22 protein-coding genes are annotated in these 18,831 nt (G+C 72.7%); 11 read left to right on the forward strand and 11 right to left on the reverse strand.

Annotated features, from left to right (window positions below; translation table 11 throughout):
- Window positions 1-154: 154 nt before the first annotated feature.
- The gene (locus LV457_RS00430) at window positions 155-664 is read right to left on the reverse strand and encodes a general stress protein (RefSeq protein WP_232168368.1); all 510 of its coding nucleotides are present in this window, start codon (window positions 662-664) and stop codon (window positions 155-157) included.
- A 150-nt stretch (window positions 665-814) separates the two neighbouring features.
- Here LV457_RS00430 and LV457_RS00435 point away from each other — a divergent pair, with 150 nt between their 5' ends.
- Together LV457_RS00435 and LV457_RS00440 are read left to right on the forward strand one after the other, a co-directional pair.
- Window positions 815-1,273: a DUF4190 domain-containing protein gene (locus LV457_RS00435; protein ID WP_232168369.1), complete on the forward strand. Its 459-nt coding sequence runs from the start codon at window positions 815-817 to the stop codon at window positions 1,271-1,273.
- 2 nt (window positions 1,274-1,275) lie between these two features.
- Window positions 1,276-1,770 (forward strand): DUF4190 domain-containing protein, encoded by a 495-nt coding sequence (locus tag LV457_RS00440; RefSeq protein WP_232168370.1) that lies wholly within the window; start codon window positions 1,276-1,278, stop codon window positions 1,768-1,770.
- Here the strand turns inward: LV457_RS00440 and LV457_RS00445 are convergent.
- Entirely contained in the window at window positions 1,764-2,723 is a 960-nt protein-coding gene (locus LV457_RS00445) for a CoA ester lyase (protein WP_232168371.1), read from the reverse strand. The two genes, LV457_RS00440 and LV457_RS00445, sit on opposite strands and share 7 nt — an antisense overlap.
- A gap of 24 nt (window positions 2,724-2,747) precedes the next feature.
- Between LV457_RS00445 and LV457_RS00450 the strand changes: the two genes are divergently transcribed.
- From LV457_RS00450 to LV457_RS00465, 4 genes are all read left to right on the forward strand, one after another.
- Entirely contained in the window at window positions 2,748-4,043 is a 1,296-nt protein-coding gene (locus LV457_RS00450; protein WP_232168372.1) for a magnesium transporter MgtE N-terminal domain-containing protein, read from the forward strand.
- A complete protein-coding gene (locus LV457_RS00455; RefSeq protein ID WP_232168373.1) occupies window positions 4,040-4,543 on the forward strand; it encodes a DUF1003 domain-containing protein in 504 nt (167 codons plus the stop codon). The genes LV457_RS00450 and LV457_RS00455 overlap by 4 nt, the downstream gene beginning before the upstream one ends.
- 214 nt (window positions 4,544-4,757) lie before the next feature.
- The gene (locus tag LV457_RS00460) at window positions 4,758-6,047 is read left to right on the forward strand and encodes a lytic transglycosylase domain-containing protein (protein WP_374198714.1); all 1,290 of its coding nucleotides are present in this window, start codon (window positions 4,758-4,760) and stop codon (window positions 6,045-6,047) included.
- 40 nt (window positions 6,048-6,087) lie between these two features.
- Window positions 6,088-7,242: an Mrp/NBP35 family ATP-binding protein gene (locus tag LV457_RS00465; RefSeq protein WP_232168374.1), complete on the forward strand. Its 1,155-nt coding sequence runs from the start codon at window positions 6,088-6,090 to the stop codon at window positions 7,240-7,242.
- 4 nt (window positions 7,243-7,246) lie between these two features.
- Here the strand turns inward: LV457_RS00465 and tatB are convergent, their stop codons facing one another.
- From tatB to sigE, 4 genes are all read right to left on the reverse strand, one after another.
- Complete coding sequence (gene tatB, locus LV457_RS00470; RefSeq protein ID WP_232168375.1) at window positions 7,247-7,714, reverse strand: Sec-independent protein translocase protein TatB; 468 nt, start codon at window positions 7,712-7,714, stop codon at window positions 7,247-7,249.
- Window positions 7,715-7,723: 9 nt separating this feature from the next.
- Window positions 7,724-9,226, reverse strand: coding sequence for a S1C family serine protease (locus LV457_RS00475; protein ID WP_305071235.1), 1,503 nt, complete (start codon window positions 9,224-9,226; stop codon window positions 7,724-7,726).
- 81 nt (window positions 9,227-9,307) lie between these two features.
- Window positions 9,308-9,700 (reverse strand): anti-sigma E factor RseA, encoded by a 393-nt coding sequence (rseA, locus tag LV457_RS00480; RefSeq protein ID WP_232168376.1) that lies wholly within the window; start codon window positions 9,698-9,700, stop codon window positions 9,308-9,310.
- A 60-nt stretch (window positions 9,701-9,760) separates the two neighbouring features.
- The gene (gene sigE / locus LV457_RS00485) at window positions 9,761-10,525 is read right to left on the reverse strand and encodes an RNA polymerase sigma factor SigE (RefSeq protein WP_255701581.1); all 765 of its coding nucleotides are present in this window, start codon (window positions 10,523-10,525) and stop codon (window positions 9,761-9,763) included.
- Window positions 10,526-10,644: 119 nt separating this feature from the next.
- Here sigE and LV457_RS00490 point away from each other — a divergent pair, with 119 nt between their 5' ends.
- From LV457_RS00490 to LV457_RS00505, 4 genes are all read left to right on the forward strand, one after another.
- Window positions 10,645-11,289, forward strand: a complete 645-nt coding sequence (locus LV457_RS00490; RefSeq protein WP_232168377.1) for an O-methyltransferase — start codon at window positions 10,645-10,647, stop codon at window positions 11,287-11,289.
- A gap of 156 nt (window positions 11,290-11,445) precedes the next feature.
- Window positions 11,446-12,105, forward strand: a complete 660-nt coding sequence (locus tag LV457_RS00495; protein WP_232168378.1) for a TetR/AcrR family transcriptional regulator — start codon at window positions 11,446-11,448, stop codon at window positions 12,103-12,105.
- A complete protein-coding gene (locus LV457_RS00500) occupies window positions 12,102-13,007 on the forward strand; it encodes an ABC transporter ATP-binding protein (RefSeq protein WP_232168379.1) in 906 nt (301 codons plus the stop codon). Before LV457_RS00495 ends, LV457_RS00500 begins: the two co-directional genes overlap by 4 nt.
- Window positions 13,004-14,638: an ABC transporter permease gene (locus LV457_RS00505; protein ID WP_232168381.1), complete on the forward strand. Its 1,635-nt coding sequence runs from the start codon at window positions 13,004-13,006 to the stop codon at window positions 14,636-14,638. Before LV457_RS00500 ends, LV457_RS00505 begins: the two co-directional genes overlap by 4 nt.
- Before the next feature lies 1 nt (window position 14,639).
- Here the strand turns inward: LV457_RS00505 and LV457_RS00510 are convergent, their stop codons facing one another.
- Both LV457_RS00510 and glgC read right to left on the reverse strand, forming a co-directional pair.
- A complete protein-coding gene (locus LV457_RS00510; protein ID WP_232168382.1) occupies window positions 14,640-15,134 on the reverse strand; it encodes a hypothetical protein in 495 nt (164 codons plus the stop codon).
- 22 nt (window positions 15,135-15,156) lie between these two features.
- Window positions 15,157-16,371: a glucose-1-phosphate adenylyltransferase gene (gene glgC, locus LV457_RS00515; RefSeq protein ID WP_232168383.1), complete on the reverse strand. Its 1,215-nt coding sequence runs from the start codon at window positions 16,369-16,371 to the stop codon at window positions 15,157-15,159.
- Window positions 16,372-16,570: 199 nt separating this feature from the next.
- On the opposite strand from glgC, the gene glgA reads away from it, so the two are divergent.
- Window positions 16,571-17,743 carry a glycogen synthase gene (gene glgA, locus LV457_RS00520; RefSeq protein WP_232168384.1) on the forward strand — a complete coding sequence of 391 codons (1,173 nt, stop codon included), beginning with the start codon at window positions 16,571-16,573 and terminating at the stop codon, window positions 17,741-17,743.
- On the opposite strand, the gene LV457_RS00525 is transcribed toward glgA, so the two are convergent.
- The 3 genes from LV457_RS00525 to LV457_RS00535 are packed head-to-tail and all read right to left on the reverse strand — an operon-like array spanning window position 17,736 to window position 18,829.
- A complete protein-coding gene (locus tag LV457_RS00525) occupies window positions 17,736-17,903 on the reverse strand; it encodes a DUF3117 domain-containing protein (protein WP_232168385.1) in 168 nt (55 codons plus the stop codon). The two genes, glgA and LV457_RS00525, sit on opposite strands and share 8 nt — an antisense overlap.
- 33 nt (window positions 17,904-17,936) lie before the next feature.
- Window positions 17,937-18,530: a DNA-3-methyladenine glycosylase I gene (locus LV457_RS00530; protein ID WP_232168386.1), complete on the reverse strand. Its 594-nt coding sequence runs from the start codon at window positions 18,528-18,530 to the stop codon at window positions 17,937-17,939.
- Complete coding sequence (locus tag LV457_RS00535; protein ID WP_374198679.1) at window positions 18,527-18,829, reverse strand: DivIVA domain-containing protein; 303 nt, start codon at window positions 18,827-18,829, stop codon at window positions 18,527-18,529. Before LV457_RS00535 ends, LV457_RS00530 begins: the two co-directional genes overlap by 4 nt.
- Between the last annotated feature and the right edge of the window lie 2 nt (window positions 18,830-18,831).

Consider the following 18,831-nt stretch of genomic DNA (forward strand, 5'->3'; position numbering starts at 1 on the left):
CTCCCGTCGTCGACCGCCGGCCACCACGGCCGACGCGGATTTGTCCCGCGCGCAAACCGTAGAGCCCACGCTCCGTGACATGCAACACTTCCCGCCGGGAGTCTGCAGATCGTGACCTGCCCGGTGTCAGATCGCCGTCGGCGACCCGGTGGCGCTAAATCGTCAAGCGCGCCAGCAGATCCCGCGCCCGCTCCGCGTTCTGCGGATTGCAGAGCACGTCGTAGCGGCCGGCGACGAGCTGCATCGTCGAGCTGAAGTCCCTCGTGCCACGGGCCATCGCGTAGGGCACCGCCGAGGTGATCAGCCCGAAGACCACACCGCAGACCAGCCCGGTGAGCAGGGCGCTCCACGGGCTGCCGAACAACCCCAGCAACAGCCCGACGAACAGTCCCAGCCAGGCACCGCTGAGCACGCCGCCGCCGAGCACCTTTGGCCAGGTCAGCCGTCCGGTGACCCGCTCCACCTGCATCAGGTCCACCCCGACGATGGTGACCTGTTCGACCGGGAACTGCTGATCGGACAGGTAGTCGACGGCCTGCTGCGCCTCGGCGTAGGTGGGATAGGAGCCGATCGGCCAGCCTTTCGGCGGCGTGGGCAGGGCAGGGCCGCGACCGGCGGCGCCCGCCGGTCCGGCGCCCGATCCGGGTTGCAGCGGATTCGTCATCGCCGGGTTCCTCTCACGTGTGCACCGTCGTCCTTCGTAGGTTGCCACGCGTCGCGGCGAGTTGCCACGGTCCTAGCCGCCCGATGAGCCGCCCGAGGAGCCGCTGCGCAACCCGACCGGCGCGAAAACCGATGGGTTAGGTTGGTGCGCATGAGCCATCCGGGCGATCAGTCCGACTCCGGCGATCCGTCCGGGCAGGACGTGCCGCCGGCATATCCGCCGCCATACCCGCCCCCGCCGCCCTACGGCCAGCAGCCCTTCAGCCAACCGCCCTACGGCCAACCGCCCTTCGGTCAGCAGCCCCCGGGCTACCCGCCGCCCTACGGCGGCTATGGCCCGCCGCCGCAGCAGCGCACGAATGCCATGGCGATCGCGTCGATAGCGTGCTCCGGCACCGGCCTCGTCCTCGGCCTCCTGTGCTTGGTGGGGCTGATCTTCGCGCCGGTCGGCGTCGTGCTGGGCGTCATCGGGCTCAACCAGATCAAGCACACCGGTGAACAGGGCCGCGGGCTCGCGATCGCGGGCATCGCGATCGGCGCCGGCTCCATCGTCCTGGGCCTGCTCGCGTTCGCCGCCTACGGCGCGCTGCTGGGATGGGCGTCGTTCTGACGATGAGCACGCCCGACGACAACAAGCCCGACGACCTGCAGACCGGGGCGCACGAGTACCCGTCGCTGGAGAACCCGACCTCGCCGCCCCCGGACCCCTACGCACCGGTGGACTACCCGGCCTATCCCCCGCCGCCGCCGCCGGCCATGCCGCCGCCGGTGTACCCCGGCGCGATGCCGGGCTATCCGGGCGCCTATCCGCCGTACCCGAGTGCCGGATACCCGGCCTACGGGTCTCGCGGCACCAACGGCCAAGCGCTCGCATCGCTGATCACCGCGCTGGTCGGCGTGCCGCTGTGCTGGCTGTTCGGCATCCCGTCGATCGTCGCGATCGTGCTTGGCGTCGTCGGGCTCGCCGAGATCAAGAAGACCGGTCAGGACGGCCGTGGCATGGCGATCACGGGCATCGTCGTCGGGGCGCTGACGATCGTCCTCAGCCTGATCGCGTTCGTGGCGATCCTCGCCACCGACACCAGCGGCTCGACCACCTACTACTGATCCGGCGGGCTGAACCGCGCGCCGGTGCGGACCATGCCCGCGGCCCGCCCCTTGGCCGCCACCACCAGCGCCATCTTGCGGCTGGCCTCGTCGAGCATCTCGTCGCCGAGCATCACCGCGCCGCGGTGCCCGCCGGCCTGCGAGGTGTGCCAGGCGTAGGCCTCCAGGATCAGCTCGGCGCGGTCGTAGTCGGCCTGTCGGGGGCTGAAGATCTCGTTGCCCGCCGCGATCTGATCCGGATGCAGCACCCACTTGCCGTCGTAGCCCAGCGCCGCCGAGCGGCCCGCGACGCGGCGGAAGGCGTCGGTGTCGCGCACCTTCAGGTACGGCCCGTCGATGGCCGCCACCCCGTGCGCCCGCGCGGCCACCAGGATCGTCATGAGCACGTGGTGGTAGGCGTCGCCGACGTCGTAGCCCGGCGGCTGCTCCCCCACCACCAGCGTCCGGGTCTGCAGGCTCGCCATCAGGTCCGCCGGCCCGAGCACCAGCGCCGCCACCCGCGGCGCGGCCGCGATCGCGTGCACTTCTGCCAGCCCGCGCGCGGTCTCGATCTGCGCCTCGATCGCGATGCGGCCCGGCGAGAGCCCGTGCTCGGTCTCGAGCTGGGACAGCAGCAGGTCGAGCGCCTGCACGTGGGAGGCGTCGGCGACCTTCGGCAGCACGATCAGGTCGAGCGCCGCTCCCGCTTGCCGCACCACCTCGATGACGTCGGCGTAGGTCCACGGGGTCGTCCAATCGTTGACCCGCACGCCGCGCAGCTGATCGCCCCACCCCGGCTCGGCCAGCGCGGCGGCCACCTCGGTGCGGGCCCGCGCCTTTGCGTCCGGCGCCACCGCATCCTCCAGGTCGAGGAACACCTCGTCGGCCGGCAGTGTCTTCGCCTTGTCGATCATCTTGCGGCTGCTGCCGGGCACCGAAAGGCACGTCCGGCGCGGCCGATACGCCGATTCCACGCCCCTACTCCTACCCTTTGTTCCATGGTGTCGGTCAACAGGGTGTACGCGGCGCGGCTCGCCGGTCTGCAGGTCCTGGGCCCCGACGGCGAATCGATCGGCCGCGTGCGCGACGTCGTGATCAGCATCAGCATCGTCCGTCAGCAGCCGCGGGTGCTCGGGCTGGTCGTCGAGCTGCTGAGCCGGCGCCGGATCTTCGTCCCGATCCTGCGGGTGACCGCCATCGAGCCCAACGCGGTGACGCTGACGACGGCCAACGTGTCGCTGCGGCGGTTCGCGCAGCGGCCCGGCGAGGTGCTCGTCGTCGGGCAGGTGCTGGAGACGCGGGTGCGCGTGAACGATCCGGAACATCCCGAGCTGGCGGGCATCGACGTCGTCGTCGTCGACCTGGGCATCGAGCAGGTGCGCACCCGCGACTGGCTGGTGACCCGCGTCGCCGTGCGCAGCCAGCGCCGACTCGGCCGGCGGACCACCGTGCACGTCGTCGACTGGCAGAGCGTCTCCGGTCTCACGCCGTCGGGCCTGGCGCTGCCCGGCCAGGGCGTCGCCCAGCTGCTGCACCAATTCGAAGGGCAGCGCCCGATCGAGGTCGCCGACGCGATCCGCGAGCTGCCCCCCAAGCGGCGCTACGAGCTGATCAGCGCGCTGGACGACGAACGGCTCGCCGACATCCTGCAGGAGCTCCCCGAGGACGACCAGACCTCGATGCTGCGCCAGCTCGACACCGAGCGCGCCGCCGACGTGCTGGAGGAGATGGACCCCGACGACGCCGCCGACCTGCTGGGCGTGCTCAACCCGTCGGAGGCCGAGGTGCTGTTGGCGCGGATGGACCCCGAGGAGTCCGATCCGGTGCGCCGGCTGCTCGAGCACTCCCCCGACACCGCGGGCGGGCTGATGACGTCGGATCCGGTGGTGCTGGCGCCGGACACGACGGTCGCCGAGGCGCTGGCCCGGGTCCGCGACCCCGACTTGACACCCGCGCTGGCGTCCCTGGTGTTCGTCGCCCGGCCGCCGACGGCCACCCCCACCGGCCGCTACCTCGGTTGCGTGCACCTGCAGCGGCTGCTGCGGGAACCGCCGGCGGCGCTGGTCAGCGGCATGGTGGACAGCGACCTGCCCAGCCTGTCGCCCGACGATTCGCTGGCGGCGTCGACGCGGTACTTCGCGGCCTACAACCTGGTGTGCGGTCCGGTCGTCGACGAGCAGAACCACCTGCTCGGCGCGGTCACCGTCGACGACGTGCTCGACCACCTGCTGCCGCACGACTGGCGCGCCAGTGCCGAGGAACCCGCCCTGCCGACCGCGGATAGCACCTCATGATCGATCGGGGCCGGCTCGACACACCGCGGGTGTCGCGCCACCGATTCACCCCGCGGCTCGACCCCGAGGCCGTCGGCCGGTTCAGTGAGGGCATCGCCCGTTTCCTGGGCACCGGCCGCTACCTGCTGGCGCAGACCGTCATCGTGATCGTCTGGATCGCGCTCAACGTGTCCGCGGTCTCGCTGCAGTGGGACCCCTACCCGTTCATCCTGCTGAACCTGGCGTTCTCCACCCAGGCGGCCTACGCCGCGCCGCTCATCCTGCTGGCGCAGAACCGGCAGGAGAACCGCGACCGGGTGTCGCTCGACGAAGACCGGCGGCGGGCGCAGCAGACCAAAGCCGACACCGAGTACCTGGCCCGCGAGCTGGCGGCGCTGCGACTGGCGATCGGCGAGGTGGCCACCCGCGACTACCTGCGCCGCGAACTCGACGACCTGCGGGCCGCGCTCGACGACACCCGGCGCGGCGAGCCCGGGGAGCGGCGCGGCAAGCGGGCCTGACATCCCGCGGTGACCATTGTGACCACAGGCCGTAACCCACTGGGTATGGTGATGCAGTTCACTGACGTCGGGGTTGTTGAGGACGGTGCGGGTGCAGGCAGGGGGAGACGCTTCGGGCGCTGTCGAGGACACAGCCAACCCGGATGCGGCCACACCCGCCGCGGCGGGATGGCGATCGGCGCTGGGCCGCGGATACCGCGCCGCCCGCGCGCAGTTGGGTTCCGCCGCGCGGACACCCGTCGTGGGTGTGACGGTGCTCGCGGCCGTCGTCCTGGCCGGTGCCGTCGGGGCCGCCCCCGCACGGCAGCGCGAACCGTCGGACACCGACGTGACGCCGATGGCGGCCATCGCCCCGGCGCCGGTCGATCCCGATGATCCGGCCGGGTTGTCCGTGATCGCGGTGGCGCGGCCGCCGCGCACCTTCCGGGTCGCCGCCGCCGCCGCCGTCAGCGCACCGCCGCCGCCGATCGTGGTGTCCTCGCCCGGCGCCATGCGCATCCCGGCGATGACGCTGCAGGCCTACCGCAACGCCGAGCGCATGATGGCGGCCGCCTACCCGGGTTGCGGCGTCAGCTGGAATCTGCTGGCCGGCATCGGGCGCATCGAGTCGATGCACGCCAACGGCGGCCGCACCGACGCGGCCGGCAACCCGGTGCCGCCCATCTACGGCCCGGCGCTGGACGGCACGCTGCCCGGCAACGAGGTCATCGTGCAGAGCCGCACCGCCAACCGCATCGAGTACATGCGGGCGGTCGGCCCGATGCAGTTCCTGCCCACCACCTGGTCGCGGTATGCCTCGGACGGCAACGGCGACGGCCAGGCCAACCCGCAGAACGTCTTCGACGCGGCGCTGGGCGCGGCGCGTTACCTGTGCAGCGGCAACCTCAACCTGCGCGATCAGTCGCAGGTGCTGACGGCGATCCTGCGCTACAACAACTCGATGCCCTATGCCCGCAACGTGCTCGGCTGGGCGGCGGCGTACGCCACCGGTGTCGCGCCGATCGACCTGCCGCCGATCACCGGTCCGCCGCCGCCGGTCGGCGACGCCCACCTGGAGCCCGGCCACGGCCGGCCGCTGCCCGACGGCGTGTCGACCGCCGACCCGCTGCTGCAGTCGCCGCTCGCCCAGCTCGTCAGCGGCGCTTCGCAGAGCCAGTACCCCATCCCGCCGGCCCTCAGCGCCGACCCGGCGACAGTGGCGGGCTCGCAGCCGCTGCAGGCACCGACCTGCGTGCTGTTCTGTCCGGCGGCCCAGGTGCCGCCGCCGGCGCCCGCCCCGCTCGGGGTGCCGCCGGTGCCCGCCCCGCTCGGGGTGCCGCCGGTGCCCGCCCCGCTCGGGATGCCGCCCGCACCCGCCGCCGAGGCGCCGCCGGCCCCGGCCGCCGCCAACCCGGTGCCCGCCAGCAACCCCGCCCCCGGCGAGCCCGTCACGCCGCCCGCTGCACCGGGTGGGCCGCCGCCGCCCACGCAGGGCCCGCTGCCCGGACCGGCCGCGGTCAGCTGAGCCGGGCGCCCCGCGCGCCACCTCTAGACTGGGCGGCACCATGCCTCCTCATTCCGCTCAGCCCGCGCCGCCCACCGAGGCCGCCGTCCGCGCCGCGCTCGCCAAGGTGGTCGATCCGGAGCTGCGCCGGCCGATCACCGAGGTCGGCATGGTGAAGAGCATCGCGATCGACGCCGACCACAACGTCGCCGTCGGGATCTACCTCACCACCGCCAGCTGCCCGAAGAAGTCCGAGATCCAAGAGCGCGTGGTCGCCGCGGTCACCGACGTGCCGGGCACCGCGCGGGTCACGGTCGAGCTCGACGTGATGAACGACGAGCAGCGCACCGAGCTGCGCAAGTTGTTGCGCGGCGACGCCCGGGAACCGGTGATCCCGTTCGCGCAGCCGAACTCGTTGACGCGGGTGTACGCGGTGGCGTCGGGCAAGGGCGGCGTCGGGAAGTCCAGCGTCACCGTCAACCTCGCGGCGGCGATGGCGGCGCGGGGGCTCTCGGTCGGGGTGCTCGACGCCGACATCTACGGCCACTCCGTGCCGCGCATGATGGGCACCACCGACCGGCCGACGCAGGTCGAGTCGATGATCCTGCCGCCGATCGCCCACGACGTGCGCGTCATCTCCATCGCGATGTTCACCCAAGGCAACACGCCGGTGGTGTGGCGCGGGCCGATGCTGCACCGGGCGCTGCAGCAGTTCCTGGCCGACGTGTACTGGGGCGACCTCGACGTGCTGCTGCTCGACCTGCCGCCCGGCACCGGCGACGTCGCGATCTCGGTGGCCCAGCTGATCCCGGGCGCCGAGATCCTGGTGGTCACCACGCCGCAGCTCGCGGCCGCCGAGGTCGCCGAGCGTGCTGGCGCCATTGCGCTGCAGACCCGTCAGCGGGTGGTCGGCGTCGTCGAGAACATGTCCGGGCTGCTGCTGCCCGACGGCACGACCATGCAGCTCTTCGGCGAGGGCGGCGGCCGGCAGGTCGCCGAGCGGCTGACCCGCGCGGTCGGCGCCGACGTGCCGCTGCTCGGTCAGGTGCCGCTGGACCCGGCGCTGGTGAGCGCGGGCGACTCGGGGATGCCGCTGGTGCTGTCGGCGCCCGACTCGGCCGCCGGCAAGGAGCTGCGCAGCATCGCCGACGCCCTGTCGTCTCGCCGGCGCGGGTTGGCCGGCATGTCGCTGGGACTCGATCCCGCGGGGCGCTGACGCGTCAGGTTGCGTCCCCGTCGTACGGCGTGCCCCCCGCCGTGGGCGGCGGATCGACGGGCGCCGCGGGCGGCGGATCGACTGACGCCGCGGGCGGCGGAACGACTGGCGCCGCGGGCGGCGGAACGACTGGTGCCGCGGGCGGCGGCGGAACCGGTGGCGGCGGTGCCGACGAGCGGTCGAAATTGCCGGTGAACAGCGAGTCGTCGCCGTCGAGCAGGTGCTTGGTGATCGCGGCGCGCGGCGTCATCCCCCGCAGTTTCTGCAGTTCGGCGAGCGGCTCCCGCAGGTCGTCGAACTCGGGACCGAACTCGTCGCGCAGGTTGGTCGTCGCACCACTGATGAAGTCGCGGGCCTGCCGCACGGCGTCGCTCGTCCAGCGGACCGCGCCCGGCAGCCGCTCGGGACCGAGGATCACCAGCGCCGCGATGAGCAGCACGAGCAGCTCGCCCCAGCCGATGTTGGAGAACACGGTCGCCCGCTAGGCCGGCGCCGAGGGGTTGACGGTCAGCGTGACCGGCCGGCCCTCCCGGATGACCTCGATGGGGGCGTCCTGGCCGATGGTGAGCTGCCGGACCGCAACCACGAACTCGTCGCCGTCGCCGACCTGCCGGTTGCCCACCTTGACGACGACGTCGTTCTCCCGGATGCCGGCCCGATCGGCCGGGCTGCCGGCCTTGACGTTCTCCACCTCGGCGCCGGAGGCGACCGCGTTGCTGACCGTCTTGGTGTTGACGCCCAGCCACGGATGGACCACCTTGCCGTTGTTGATCAGCGCCTCGGACACCCGCTTCATCTCGTCCACCACGACCGCGAAGTTCAGCCCGGCGGCGTCGTCGCGGCCCGCGGTGTTGATGCCGATCACGCGGGACTGCATGTCGATGAGCGGGCCGCCGGAGTTGCCGTGGGTGATCGGCGCGTCGGTCTGCACCGCGTTGATGACGGTGTCGGCGTCGGTGGCGGCGGCCCGGTTGAGCGCGCTGATGATGCCGTGGGTGACGGTGCTGCGCAGGCCGCGCTGGCCGAGCGGCGACCCGACGGCGATGACTTCGTCGCCGACCCGCACCTGGCTGGAGTCGCCGAGCCGGGCGACCGTCAGGTTGTCGACGTTGTCGACCTTGAGCACCGCGATGTCGGTGGCCGGGTCGTGGCCGACCAGGTTGGCCGGCACCTCCTTGCCGTCGGCGAACACCACGGTGGTCTTGAACTGCGCGGGCTGGTCGACCGCCTGCTGGACGACGTGGTTGTTGGTGACGATGTAGCCGCGCCCGTCGACCACGACGCCCGAGCCGAAACCGGCCTCCTTGTCGCTCATCACCTGCACCGTGACCACCGAATCCGACACGGCCGATGCCACGTTCGCGAACCGGCCCGCCGGGGGCTCGTCGCCGCCCGCGGTGGACAGCGTGATCTTCGACTTCGTCAGCGCGGCGACGGTGTCGGACGTGCGGTTGCCCAGGAACCCGCCGACGACGCCGATCAGCAGCGCGACGAGCGCGAGCACGCCGAGCGCACGGTAGGACACCCGGCGCCCGAACAGCACCTCGCGCACGCCGAGCTTGGTGGGAGGTGGGGCGGCGGCGGCGGGCGCCGTCTCGGGGACGGCGGGCCGGCCCAGCGAGACGGGCGCCTGCGGATCCCGCCACGGATCGGCGGCGATCCCGTCGTCGCCGTCACGCTCGGCCTCCAGCGCGCCGGCATCGATCGGGTGGCGCTGCAACGACTCGCCGCCCCGGTACGGCCGACCGAAGGCCTCGGCCAGCACCGGGTCCGGTGGCGCGTTACGCGGGGTGAACTCGCCCTGATCGCGGTACTTCGACTCTTCGAGGAACGAGCCGCGGAAGCCGTCGGGCCGGCCGAACGCCCGCTGGGACGCACCGTCGACCGGCGGGCGGTACACCGGCCGCGGGGCCAGCCGGGGCCGCGTCTCGCCGTCCTGCGGCGGCCGCGGGCCACCGTTGGTGCTGTGTTGTGTTGAGGTCAACTGATCCTCTTCCGCGCGCTCTGAGGGGAACCCGGGTTCCCAGCTCGGCTTTCCGACGCGTGCGTCGGCCTCGTTGTCAGATTACCGGCGTTTGCGCCGGTCGCGATGCAGCCGGGACGGCGCCGGGCCGGGCACGTCGTCGGGTTCGGGCAGCGGCTGATGCGGGATCTGCGACAGCAGTCCGAGGAGCGACGACGGGACGGCCACCGGGCTGGAGTCGCGCAGGGCGGCACGAGCCTGGCGCTGGGCGTCGACCTCCGCGGCGCAGTCCGGGCAGATGGACAGGTGGTGGGCGGCGCGCAGGTGGGCGCTCATGCGCAGTTCGCCGTCGACGAACGCCGCGACGGCCTCGGTGGACAGGTGCTCGGTGGAGCTGAACTGCCGCGGCGCGCCGACCGGCGCATCGCTCTGCGAGGCGAAGTGCGAGGGGAGCCACGAGAAGGCGCGCCGGAACAGTTCGGGCCGTTCTGCCATGGCTTCCCTCCTCTGCGACCGTCCTCGAATGTAGCGCGGGTCGAGCCGGCGGTTCGCCGATCAGGCCGGTTCGGCGATGGCCGCCGCGTCGATGCCGTGGGCGGCGAGGTAGTCGCGCAGCGCTTGACGACCGCGGTGGATGCGGCTCCGCACGGTGCCCAGCTTGACGCCCAGCGTCGCGCCGATCTCCTCATAGGACAGCCCCTCGATGTCGCACAGCACGACGGCCGCGCGGAACTCCGGCGGCAGCGAGTCGAGCGCGGCCTGCAGGTCGGGACCGAGCCGCGAATCGTGGTAGATCTGCTCGGGGTTCGGGTCCTCGGCGGGCACCCGGTCATAGTCCTCGGGCAGCGCCTCCATGCGGATACGGCCACGGCGGCGGACCATGTCGAGGAACAGGTTCGTGGTGATGCGGTGGAGCCAGCCCTCGAACGTGCCGGGCTGGTAGTTCTGCACCGACCGGAACACCCGGATGAAGGTCTCCTGGGTGAGGTCCTCGGCGTCGTGCTGGTTGCCCGACAGCCGGTAGGCAAGCCGGTAGACGCGGTCGGCGTGCTGGCGGACCAGCTCGTCCCACGACGGCATGGTGGACTTGTCGCCGGTGGCGTCGAACACCGCCGTGCCCTGCAGTTCGTCGGCTGGTTCGCCCCACGGCGAGTCGCTGTCGGCCGGGCGCACCTGCCCGGTGGTGCTGGTCGTGACGTCCTCCTGAGCTTCGGCGTCCGGGACCGGCCCGGGACGCAGCGTCGGATACCCGCCGTCGGCGGGTCCGACACCGGGGGCAACCGGAATGACATGGCCGGTATTCCCCGGCGCTGTTGACATGAGCTCACCGTTCCCTACCGGCGTGTGGTGGCCATATGAGCCGACTGAGCTTTCCCTGAGAAAGCCGGCGGCGGCGCGCCTGACCCGCCCGGCCCGGCCGCGGGTTCTACGCTGCGGAAATGGCCGCTGACAACCGGAGCCGGGCAGACGTCCTGGTGGCGCACGCCGAGGAATCGATAAGCGAGGACGCGATCGTCGCGGCGGCCCGCGAGCGTGCCGTCGACGCCGGAGCGGGCGCGGTGATCCCCGCCGTCGGGGCGCTGTTGGCCATGCTGACGCGGCTCTCCGGCGGCAGGGCCGTCGTCGAACTGGGCACCGGCGCCGGGGTGAGCGGGCTGTGGCTGCTGTCTGGGATGAGCGATGACGGCGTGCTGACGACCATCGACGCCGAGCCCGAGCACCTGCGGCTGGCGAAGCAGGCGTTCAGCGAGGCGGGCATCGGGCCGTCGCGCACCCGGCTGATCGGCGGCCGGGCGCAGGAGGTGCTGCCGCGGCTCGCCGACGAGTCCTACGACCTGGTGTTCATCGACACCGATCCGACCGATCAGCCCGCCTTCGTCGTCGAGGGCATCCGGCTGCTGCGGCCCGGCGGCGCGATCGTGGTGCACCGTGCGGCCCTGGGCGGCCGGGCGGCCGATCCGGACGCGCGTGACGCCGAGGTGGCCGCGGTGCGTGAGGCGGCGCGGCTGATCGCCGAGGACGAGCGGCTGACTCCCGTCCTGCTCCCCCTCGGCGACGGCATCCTCGCCGCCGCGCGCTACTGATCACCCGGCTCGTACCTGGCTCGCCGATGAGCGCCGAAGTGCGCGATGTGCGCCGAAACCGAATTCCCGGTCGTTGATCGGGCCGTTTGACGACCGGGAATGCGATTTCGGCGCAAGTCTTGACGACGGGCTGAACGCGCGTTTAGCGTATTGAACATGCGTTCAGCCGACGATCTGACCGCGGTGGCCCGGATCCGCGACGCCGCGCTGGCGGAGTTCGGTGCGCACGGCTTCTCGGTGAGCGTGCGGGCCATCGCGGCTGCCGCCGACGTCAGCCCGGCGCTGGTGATGCACCACTTCGGCTCCAAGGAGGGGCTCCGGCGGGCGTGCGACGCCTACGTCGCCGACACGGTGCGCGACCTCAAGACCGAGTCGATGCAGCACGCCGATCCCGCCACCTGGCTCGGGCAGCTGGCGCAACTGGAGTCGTTCGCGCCGGCGATGAGCTACCTGGTGCGCAGCCTGCAGACCGGCGGCGAGCTCTCGACGTCGTTGTGGCGCACCATGATCGACAACGCCGAGAAGTACCTGGCCGACGGCGTGCAGGCCGGCACCCTCCGGCCCAGCCCCGACCCGAAGGCCCGCGCCCGCTTCCTGGCGCTCACCGGCGGCGGCGCGTTCCTGCTGTACCTGCAGCTGCACGAGACGCCGCACGACGTCCGCGCGGTGCTGCACGACTACGCCCAGGACATGACGCTGCCCGCGCTGGAGGTCTACACCCACGGGCTGCTGACCGATTCGACGATGTACGAGGCGTTCCTGGCCCAGCGGGCCAGCGGCAAACCCATCCCCACATCCCAGGAGGAGTCCCCATGACAGCCATCGACGTCCGCGGGCTCGTCAAGACGTTCGGCTCGGTCCGGGCGCTCGACGGGCTCGACCTCACCGTCGGCGACGGCGAGGTGCACGGCTTCCTCGGCCCCAACGGCGCCGGCAAGTCCACCACCATCCGCGTCCTGCTCGGACTGGTCCGCGCCGACGGCGGCGACGTCCGGGTGCTCGGCCGCGACCCGTGGCGCGACGCGGTGGCCTTGCACCGCGAGATCGCCTACGTCCCCGGCGATGTCACGCTGTGGCCGTCGCTCACCGGCGGCGAGACCATCGACCTGCTGGCGCGGCTGCGCGGCGGCATCGACACCGCACGCCGCGACGAACTCGTCGAGCGGTTCGCCCTCGACCCGACCAAGAAGTGCCGCACCTACTCGAAGGGCAACCGGCAGAAGGTCTCGCTGATCTCCGCCTTCTCGTCGCACGCCCGGCTGCTGCTGCTCGACGAGCCGAGCACCGGCCTCGATCCGTTGATGGAGAACGTGTTCCGGCAGTGCGTCGCCGAGGCCCGCGACCGCGGCACGACGGTGCTGCTCTCCAGCCACATCCTCGCCGAGACCGAGGCGCTGTGCCGGCGCGTCACGATCATCCGCGCCGGGCGCACCGTCGAGACGGGCGAGCTGGCGGAGATGCGCCACCTGTCGCGGACCGACATCACCGCCGAACTCGTCGGCGACCCCGCAGAGCTGCGCCGCTTCGCCGACGTCGCCGACATCGAGATCGACGGCAACACGCTGCGCGCGCAGGTCGACGGCGCCCACCTCGGTGAGCTCGTCAAGGCGCTCGGCGACGCCGGGGTGCGCAGCCTGATCAGCCAGCCGCCGACGCTGGAGGACCTGTTCCTGCGCCACTACGACGTGGCCGACCATCGCCGCGGGGTGCCGGCATGACCGCCGTGCTGTCGCGGCCCCACCCGGCGCACGAGGTGCCGCCGCGAGGCTCGGCGTTCACCGGCACCGCCGGGCTGCTGCGCCTCTACGCCCGCCGCGACCGGGTGGTGGCGCCGCTGTGGGTGCTGCTGCTGTCGGTGCCGCTGGCGACGGTGTACGTCACCAGCATCGAGAGCTCGTACCCGACGGCGGCCGATCGGGCGCAGCTGGCGGCGACCATCATGGCGAGCCCGGCGCAACGCGCGTTCTACGGCCAGATCTACGACACCAACCTCGGCGCCGTGAGCCTGTGGAAGGCGGGTGCCTTCCACCTGCTGATCGCCGTCGCGGTCATCCTCACCGTCATCCGCCACACCCGGGCCGACGAGGAGGCCGGCCGCACCGAGCTGCTCGACTCGACCGTCGTCGGCCGCTACGCGAGCCTGACCGCCGCCCTGCTGCTCGCGGCGGGCGCCTCGCTGGCGACCGGGCTGATCGGCGCGCTGGGGCTGCTCACCACCGACGTGGCCGCGGCGGGCGGCTGGGCGTTCGGCGCCGCGCTCGCGGGCAGCGGCCTCGTCTTCACCGGCGTCGCGGCGGTGGCGGCCCAGCTGTCGCCCGGCGCGCGCGCCGCCCGCGGGGCCGCGTTCGCGGTGCTCGCCACGGCGTTCGTGCTGCGGGCGGTCGGTGACGCCGGTGCGGGCCCGCTGTCGTGGCTGTCGCCGCTCGGCTGGTCGCTGCAGGTGCGGCCGTTCGCCGGCGACCGGTGGCCGGTCCTGCTGCTGCACCTGGTGGCCACGGCGCTGCTGGTGGCGGCGGCCTATCTGCTGCTGGCCCGCCGCGACGTCGGCGCCGGCCTGATCGCCGAGCGGGCCGGCCGACCGACCGCCGGCCCGGGCCTGCGCGGGCCGCTGAGCCTGGCCTGGCGGCTGAACCGCGGCACCGTGCTGGTGTGGACGACCGGCCTGACGCTCTACGGGCTGCTGATCGGCAGCGTGGTCGACGGCATCGGCGACGAGATCGGCGGCGGCGCGTCGACCCGCGACATCGTCGAGCGCCTCGGCGGCACCGACGCGCTGGAGGACGCCTTCATCACCATCGCGTTCATCATGCTCGCGATGGTGGCGGCCGCCTGCGCGGTGTCGCTGACGCTGCGCCCGCACGCCGAGGAGTCGGCGCAGCGCGCCGAGGCCGTGCTGTCGGCGGCCGTCGCCCGGCGGCGGTGGCTGGGTGCCCACGTGCTGGTCGCGGTGGCGGCGTCGGCGGCCGCCCTGCTGTGCGCGGGGGTGGCGGCCGGTTTGAGCTACGGCGCGGCGACCAACGACGTGGGCGGCGCGCTGCGGCACGTGCTCGCGACCGCCGCGGTGCAGCTGCCCGCCGTGTGGCTGTTCGTCGGCGTCGGCGTGCTGCTGTTCGGTATCGCGCCGCGCTTCGCGCCCGCCGCCTGGGCGGTGCTGGTCGCCGCGATCGCGCTGTACCTCTTGGGCTCGCTGTCGGGCTCCCCGCAGTGGCTGCTGGACCTCGTGCCGTTCGCGCACACTCCTCGGGTCGGCGCAGATTTCCGCGCCACGCCACTGGTGGTGTTGCTCGCGGCGGGCGCGGCGCTGGGCGGCGTGGGGGCGGCGGCGTTCGGCCGCCGGGACCTGCGGTGAGCTACACCGGGGCGATGAGGTCGCTGGAGAAGAACTGGGTGACCTGCTGGGTCTCGTCGCTCGGCTGGAACAGGTACACCCACACGCCGGTGGCGCCGGGCTCGATGGTGTCGCGCAGCGTCAGCGACCCTTGGCCGACGTCGTTGAGCTGCAGCACCCCGGCCGCGACGCCGGGGTCGGCGCCGCTGTTGCACGGCGCCGAGGTCGGCCGCGGCACCTGGATGAGCCGCGCCTCGAAGCGCAGGTTGTAGCCGCCGAGGAAGGTGATGTCGGCGCTCACCTGGTGGCCGTCGCTGTTGACCACGGCGGTGCCGCTGCCGGTTTGCGCCGGCCGCGGGCTCACGGCGGTGGTGCTCCAGTCGCAGCGGCGGGGGAAGGCGGAGAACGGCAGGATCACCCCGTTCGCGGCGTGGGCCGGGGCCGCCGCGACGAACAGCGGCGCCCCCACCGACACCGCCACCGACGTGACCACCAGCCGCAGCAGTCGACGCATCATCACCGTCTCCCTCCCACCGGGTTCACACCCACGTGCCCTTACCCACCGCGACTACCCCGCCGGCGCTCACCGCGAACCGTTCGCGGTCCTTCTCCAGGTCGACGCCCACCATCTCGCCGGGCCCGACGACGACGTTCTTGTCGAGGATCGCGTGGCGGACCACGGCGCCGCGGCCCACCCGGGAGCCCGGCATCAGCACGCTGCCCTCGACGATCGCGCCGTCGTCGACCACCACGTTCGACGACAGCACCGAGTTGCGCACCGACGCCGCCGACACGATGCTGCCGGCGCCGACCACCGACTCCTGCGCGGATCCGCCGTTGACGAACTTCGCCGGCGCCAGGTTCTCCGACTCACCGCGGATGGGCCAGCGCTTGTTGTAGAGGTTGAACACCGGGTGCACCGACACCAGGTCCATGTGGGCGTCGTAAAAGGCGTCCAGCGTGCCGACGTCGCGCCAGTAGCCGCGGTCGCGGTCGGTGGCGCCGGGCACCTCGTTGTCCTTGAAGTCGTACACCGCGGCCATGCCGTCGGCAACCAGCCGGGGGATGATGTCGCCGCCCATGTCGTGGTCGGAGTGGTCGTCCTCGGCGTCGGCGCGGATGGCGTCGATGAGCACCTTGGTGGTGAAGATGTAGTTGCCCATCGACGCGAAGGTCTGCTCCGGGTCGTCGGGCACCGCGGGCGGCTGCGCCGGCTTCTCCACGAACTCCCGGATCCTGCCCGATTCGTCGGCGTCGATGCAGCCGAACGCATGCGCCTCCTTGCGCGGCACCCGGATCCCCGCGACGGTGGCGCCGGCGCCGCTGTCGATGTGGAAGCGCACCATCTGCTCGGGGTCCATGCGGTACACGTGGTCGGCGCCGAAGACGACGATGTAGTCGGGGTCCTCGTCGTAGATCAGGTTGAGCGACTGGTAGATCGCGTCGGCCGAGCCGGTGTACCACCGCGGGCCGAGCCGCTGCTGCGCCGGCACCGGGGTGATGTACTCGCCGGCGAGGCCCGAAAGCCGCCAGTTCTGCGAGATGTGGCGGTCGAGGGAATGCGACTTGTACTGCGTGAGCACACAGATACGCAGATAGCGGGCGTTCACCAGATTCGACAGCACGAAATCGATCAGCCGGTAGGCGCCGCCGAAGGGAACCGCCGGCTTGGCCCGGTCCGCCGTCAGCGGATACAGCCGCTTGCCCTCACCGCCGGCCAGGACGATTCCCAGCACATGTGGCGCTTCCCTCATGGCACCAAACCTATCGGCCGCGGTTGTCGGCGGCTAGCCAATCGCCCCGATTGCGGTGCGACGTGTCGTCGCTGTTGGACACCGGTTTCGGGCCGTTCACCGCCGGGTAGGCCCGCTGTTTCGCGGTCGCCCGGCGGGCGTGCGGGCGCCTTACGACCGGCCCTCGCGCGGCGGGCGGGCGCGCACTACCGTCGGCGTCATGCGGGTGGCGATGATGACGCGGGAGTACCCACCCGAGGTGTACGGCGGCGCCGGGGTGCACGTGACGGAGCTCGTCGGCCGGTTGCGGCGGCTGTGCGAGGTCGACGTGCACTGCATGGGCGCCCCGCGGCCCGACGCCATCGTCGCCGCACCCGATCCGGCGCTCGCAGGCGCCAACGCGGCGTTGACGACGCTGTCGGCGGACCTGGTGATGGCCGACGCCGCCGGCGGCGCCGACGTGGTGCACTCCCACACCTGGTACACCGGGATGGCCGGACATCTCGCGGCGCTGCTGCACGGCGTCCCGCACGTGGTGACCGCGCACTCGCTCGAACCGCGCCGGCCGTGGAAGGCCGAGCAGCTCGGCGGCGGCTACCGGATCTCGTCGTGGGTGGAGAGGACGGCGTTCGGTGCGGCCGACGCCGTGATCGCCGTCAGCTCCGGCATGCGCGACGACGTGCTCGTCACCTATCCGGAGCTCGACCCGGCGCGGGTCCACGTGGTACGCAACGGGATCGACACCGACGTGTGGTATCCCGCCCCGGCCGGGGAGACGTCGGTGCTCTCCGAGCTGGGAATCGACCGCACCCGGCCGATCGTCGCCTTCGTCGGCCGCATCACCCGTCAGAAGGGGGTGGCTCACCTGCTCGCGGCGGCGCACGAGTTCGCCGCGGACGCGCAGCTGGTGCTGTGTGCGGGCGCCCCGGACACCCCGGAGATCGCCGCGGAGGTGGGCGCGGCCGTCGCCGAGCTGGCGGCGGCGCGGCCGGGCGTGTTCTGGGTGCGCGAGATGCTGCCGACCGACAAGATCCGCGAGATCCTCTCGGCGGCAACGGTGTTCGTCTGTCCGTCGGTGTACGAGCCGCTGGGCATCGTCAACCTCGAGGCCATGGCGTGCGGCACCGCCGTGGTGGCCTCGGCGGTCGGCGGCATTCCCGAGGTGGTCGACGACGGCGTGACCGGCTTGCTCGTCCCCTACGACGCCGATCGGCCGGCCGAGTTCGCCTCAGCCCTGGCGGCGGCGGTGAACGCGCTGCTCGCCGACCCGGAGCGGGCGGCGGCCTACGGGCGGGCGGGGCGGCAGCGCTGCATCGACGAGTTCTCGTGGGCGCACATCGCCGCGCAGACGCTCGACGTCTACCGCGCGGTGTCGGCGCAGCGGCTCAGCTGACGACGTTCTTCAGTTCGTCGCCGAGCGCTGAAGCCTCGTCGGGGGTGAGTTCGACGACGAGTCGGCCACCACCTTCCAGTGGTACCCGCATGACGATGCCCCGCCCCTCCTTGGTTGCTTCCAACGGACCATCTCCGGTCCGGGGCTTCATCGCGGCCATCGAGGCTCCCTCCGAACTCATGACACAACGTCACTATTGTTCCCTATCGCCGCTGCTGCGCGCAGGCGGCACCCAACACGACTGCAGGTGGTCGTCGACCATGCCGGTGGCCTGCATCAGCGCGTACGCGGTGGTGGGGCCGACGAAGCGGAAGCCGCGCCGCTTCAACTCGGCGGCCATCGCGGTGGATTCCGGTGTTACGGCTGGGATTTCGGCCATGGTGAGGGGCCGCGGGCCGGGCGGCGGGGCGAACGACCACAGCAGCTCCGACAGGTCGACGTCCAGCGCGGCGGCGGTGCGGGCGTTCGCGACGGTGGCCTCGATCTTGGCGCGGTTGCGGACGATCCCGGGGTCGGCGAGCAGCCGGGCGACGTCGGCGTCGGTGTAGCGGGCCACCGCGTCGACGTCGAAACCGGCGAAGGCCCGCCGGAAGTGGTCGCGTTTGCGCAGGATCGTCAGCCAGCTCAGCCCGCTCTGGAACGCCTCGAGCGACATCCGCTCGAACAGCGCGTCGCGGCCGTGCAGCGGCCGGCCCCATTCGGTGTCGTGGTAGTCGCGGTAGAGCTGCGCCGACGCCCCGGTGACCGACAACGCCCACGGGCAGCGCTCGCGGCCGTCGTCGCTCACGAACTGTCGGCGGTCTCGCCGCGCAGCGCAGCCACCTGCGCGCGCAGTAGATCGATCTCGGTGCCCAGCCGGTCGAGCACCCAGTCGACCTCGCTGGTCTTGTAGCCGCGCAGCGCCTGGGAGAAGCGGACCGCCGCCACGTCGGCGCCCGTGACGCCGATGGCCGGCAGTGCCGTCGCGGTGGTGCCGCGCGGCAGCGGCGGCAGCGTCTCGCCGCGACCGAACAGCGCGCTGGCCACCAGGAAGACGACCGCGGCAACGGCAACCAGGACCAGCAGATAGAGCAGCACCATGGTCATGG

The sequence above is a fragment of the Mycobacterium sp. MYCO198283 genome (genome assembly GCF_021213805.1).
Classification (GTDB): domain Bacteria; phylum Actinomycetota; class Actinomycetes; order Mycobacteriales; family Mycobacteriaceae; genus Mycobacterium.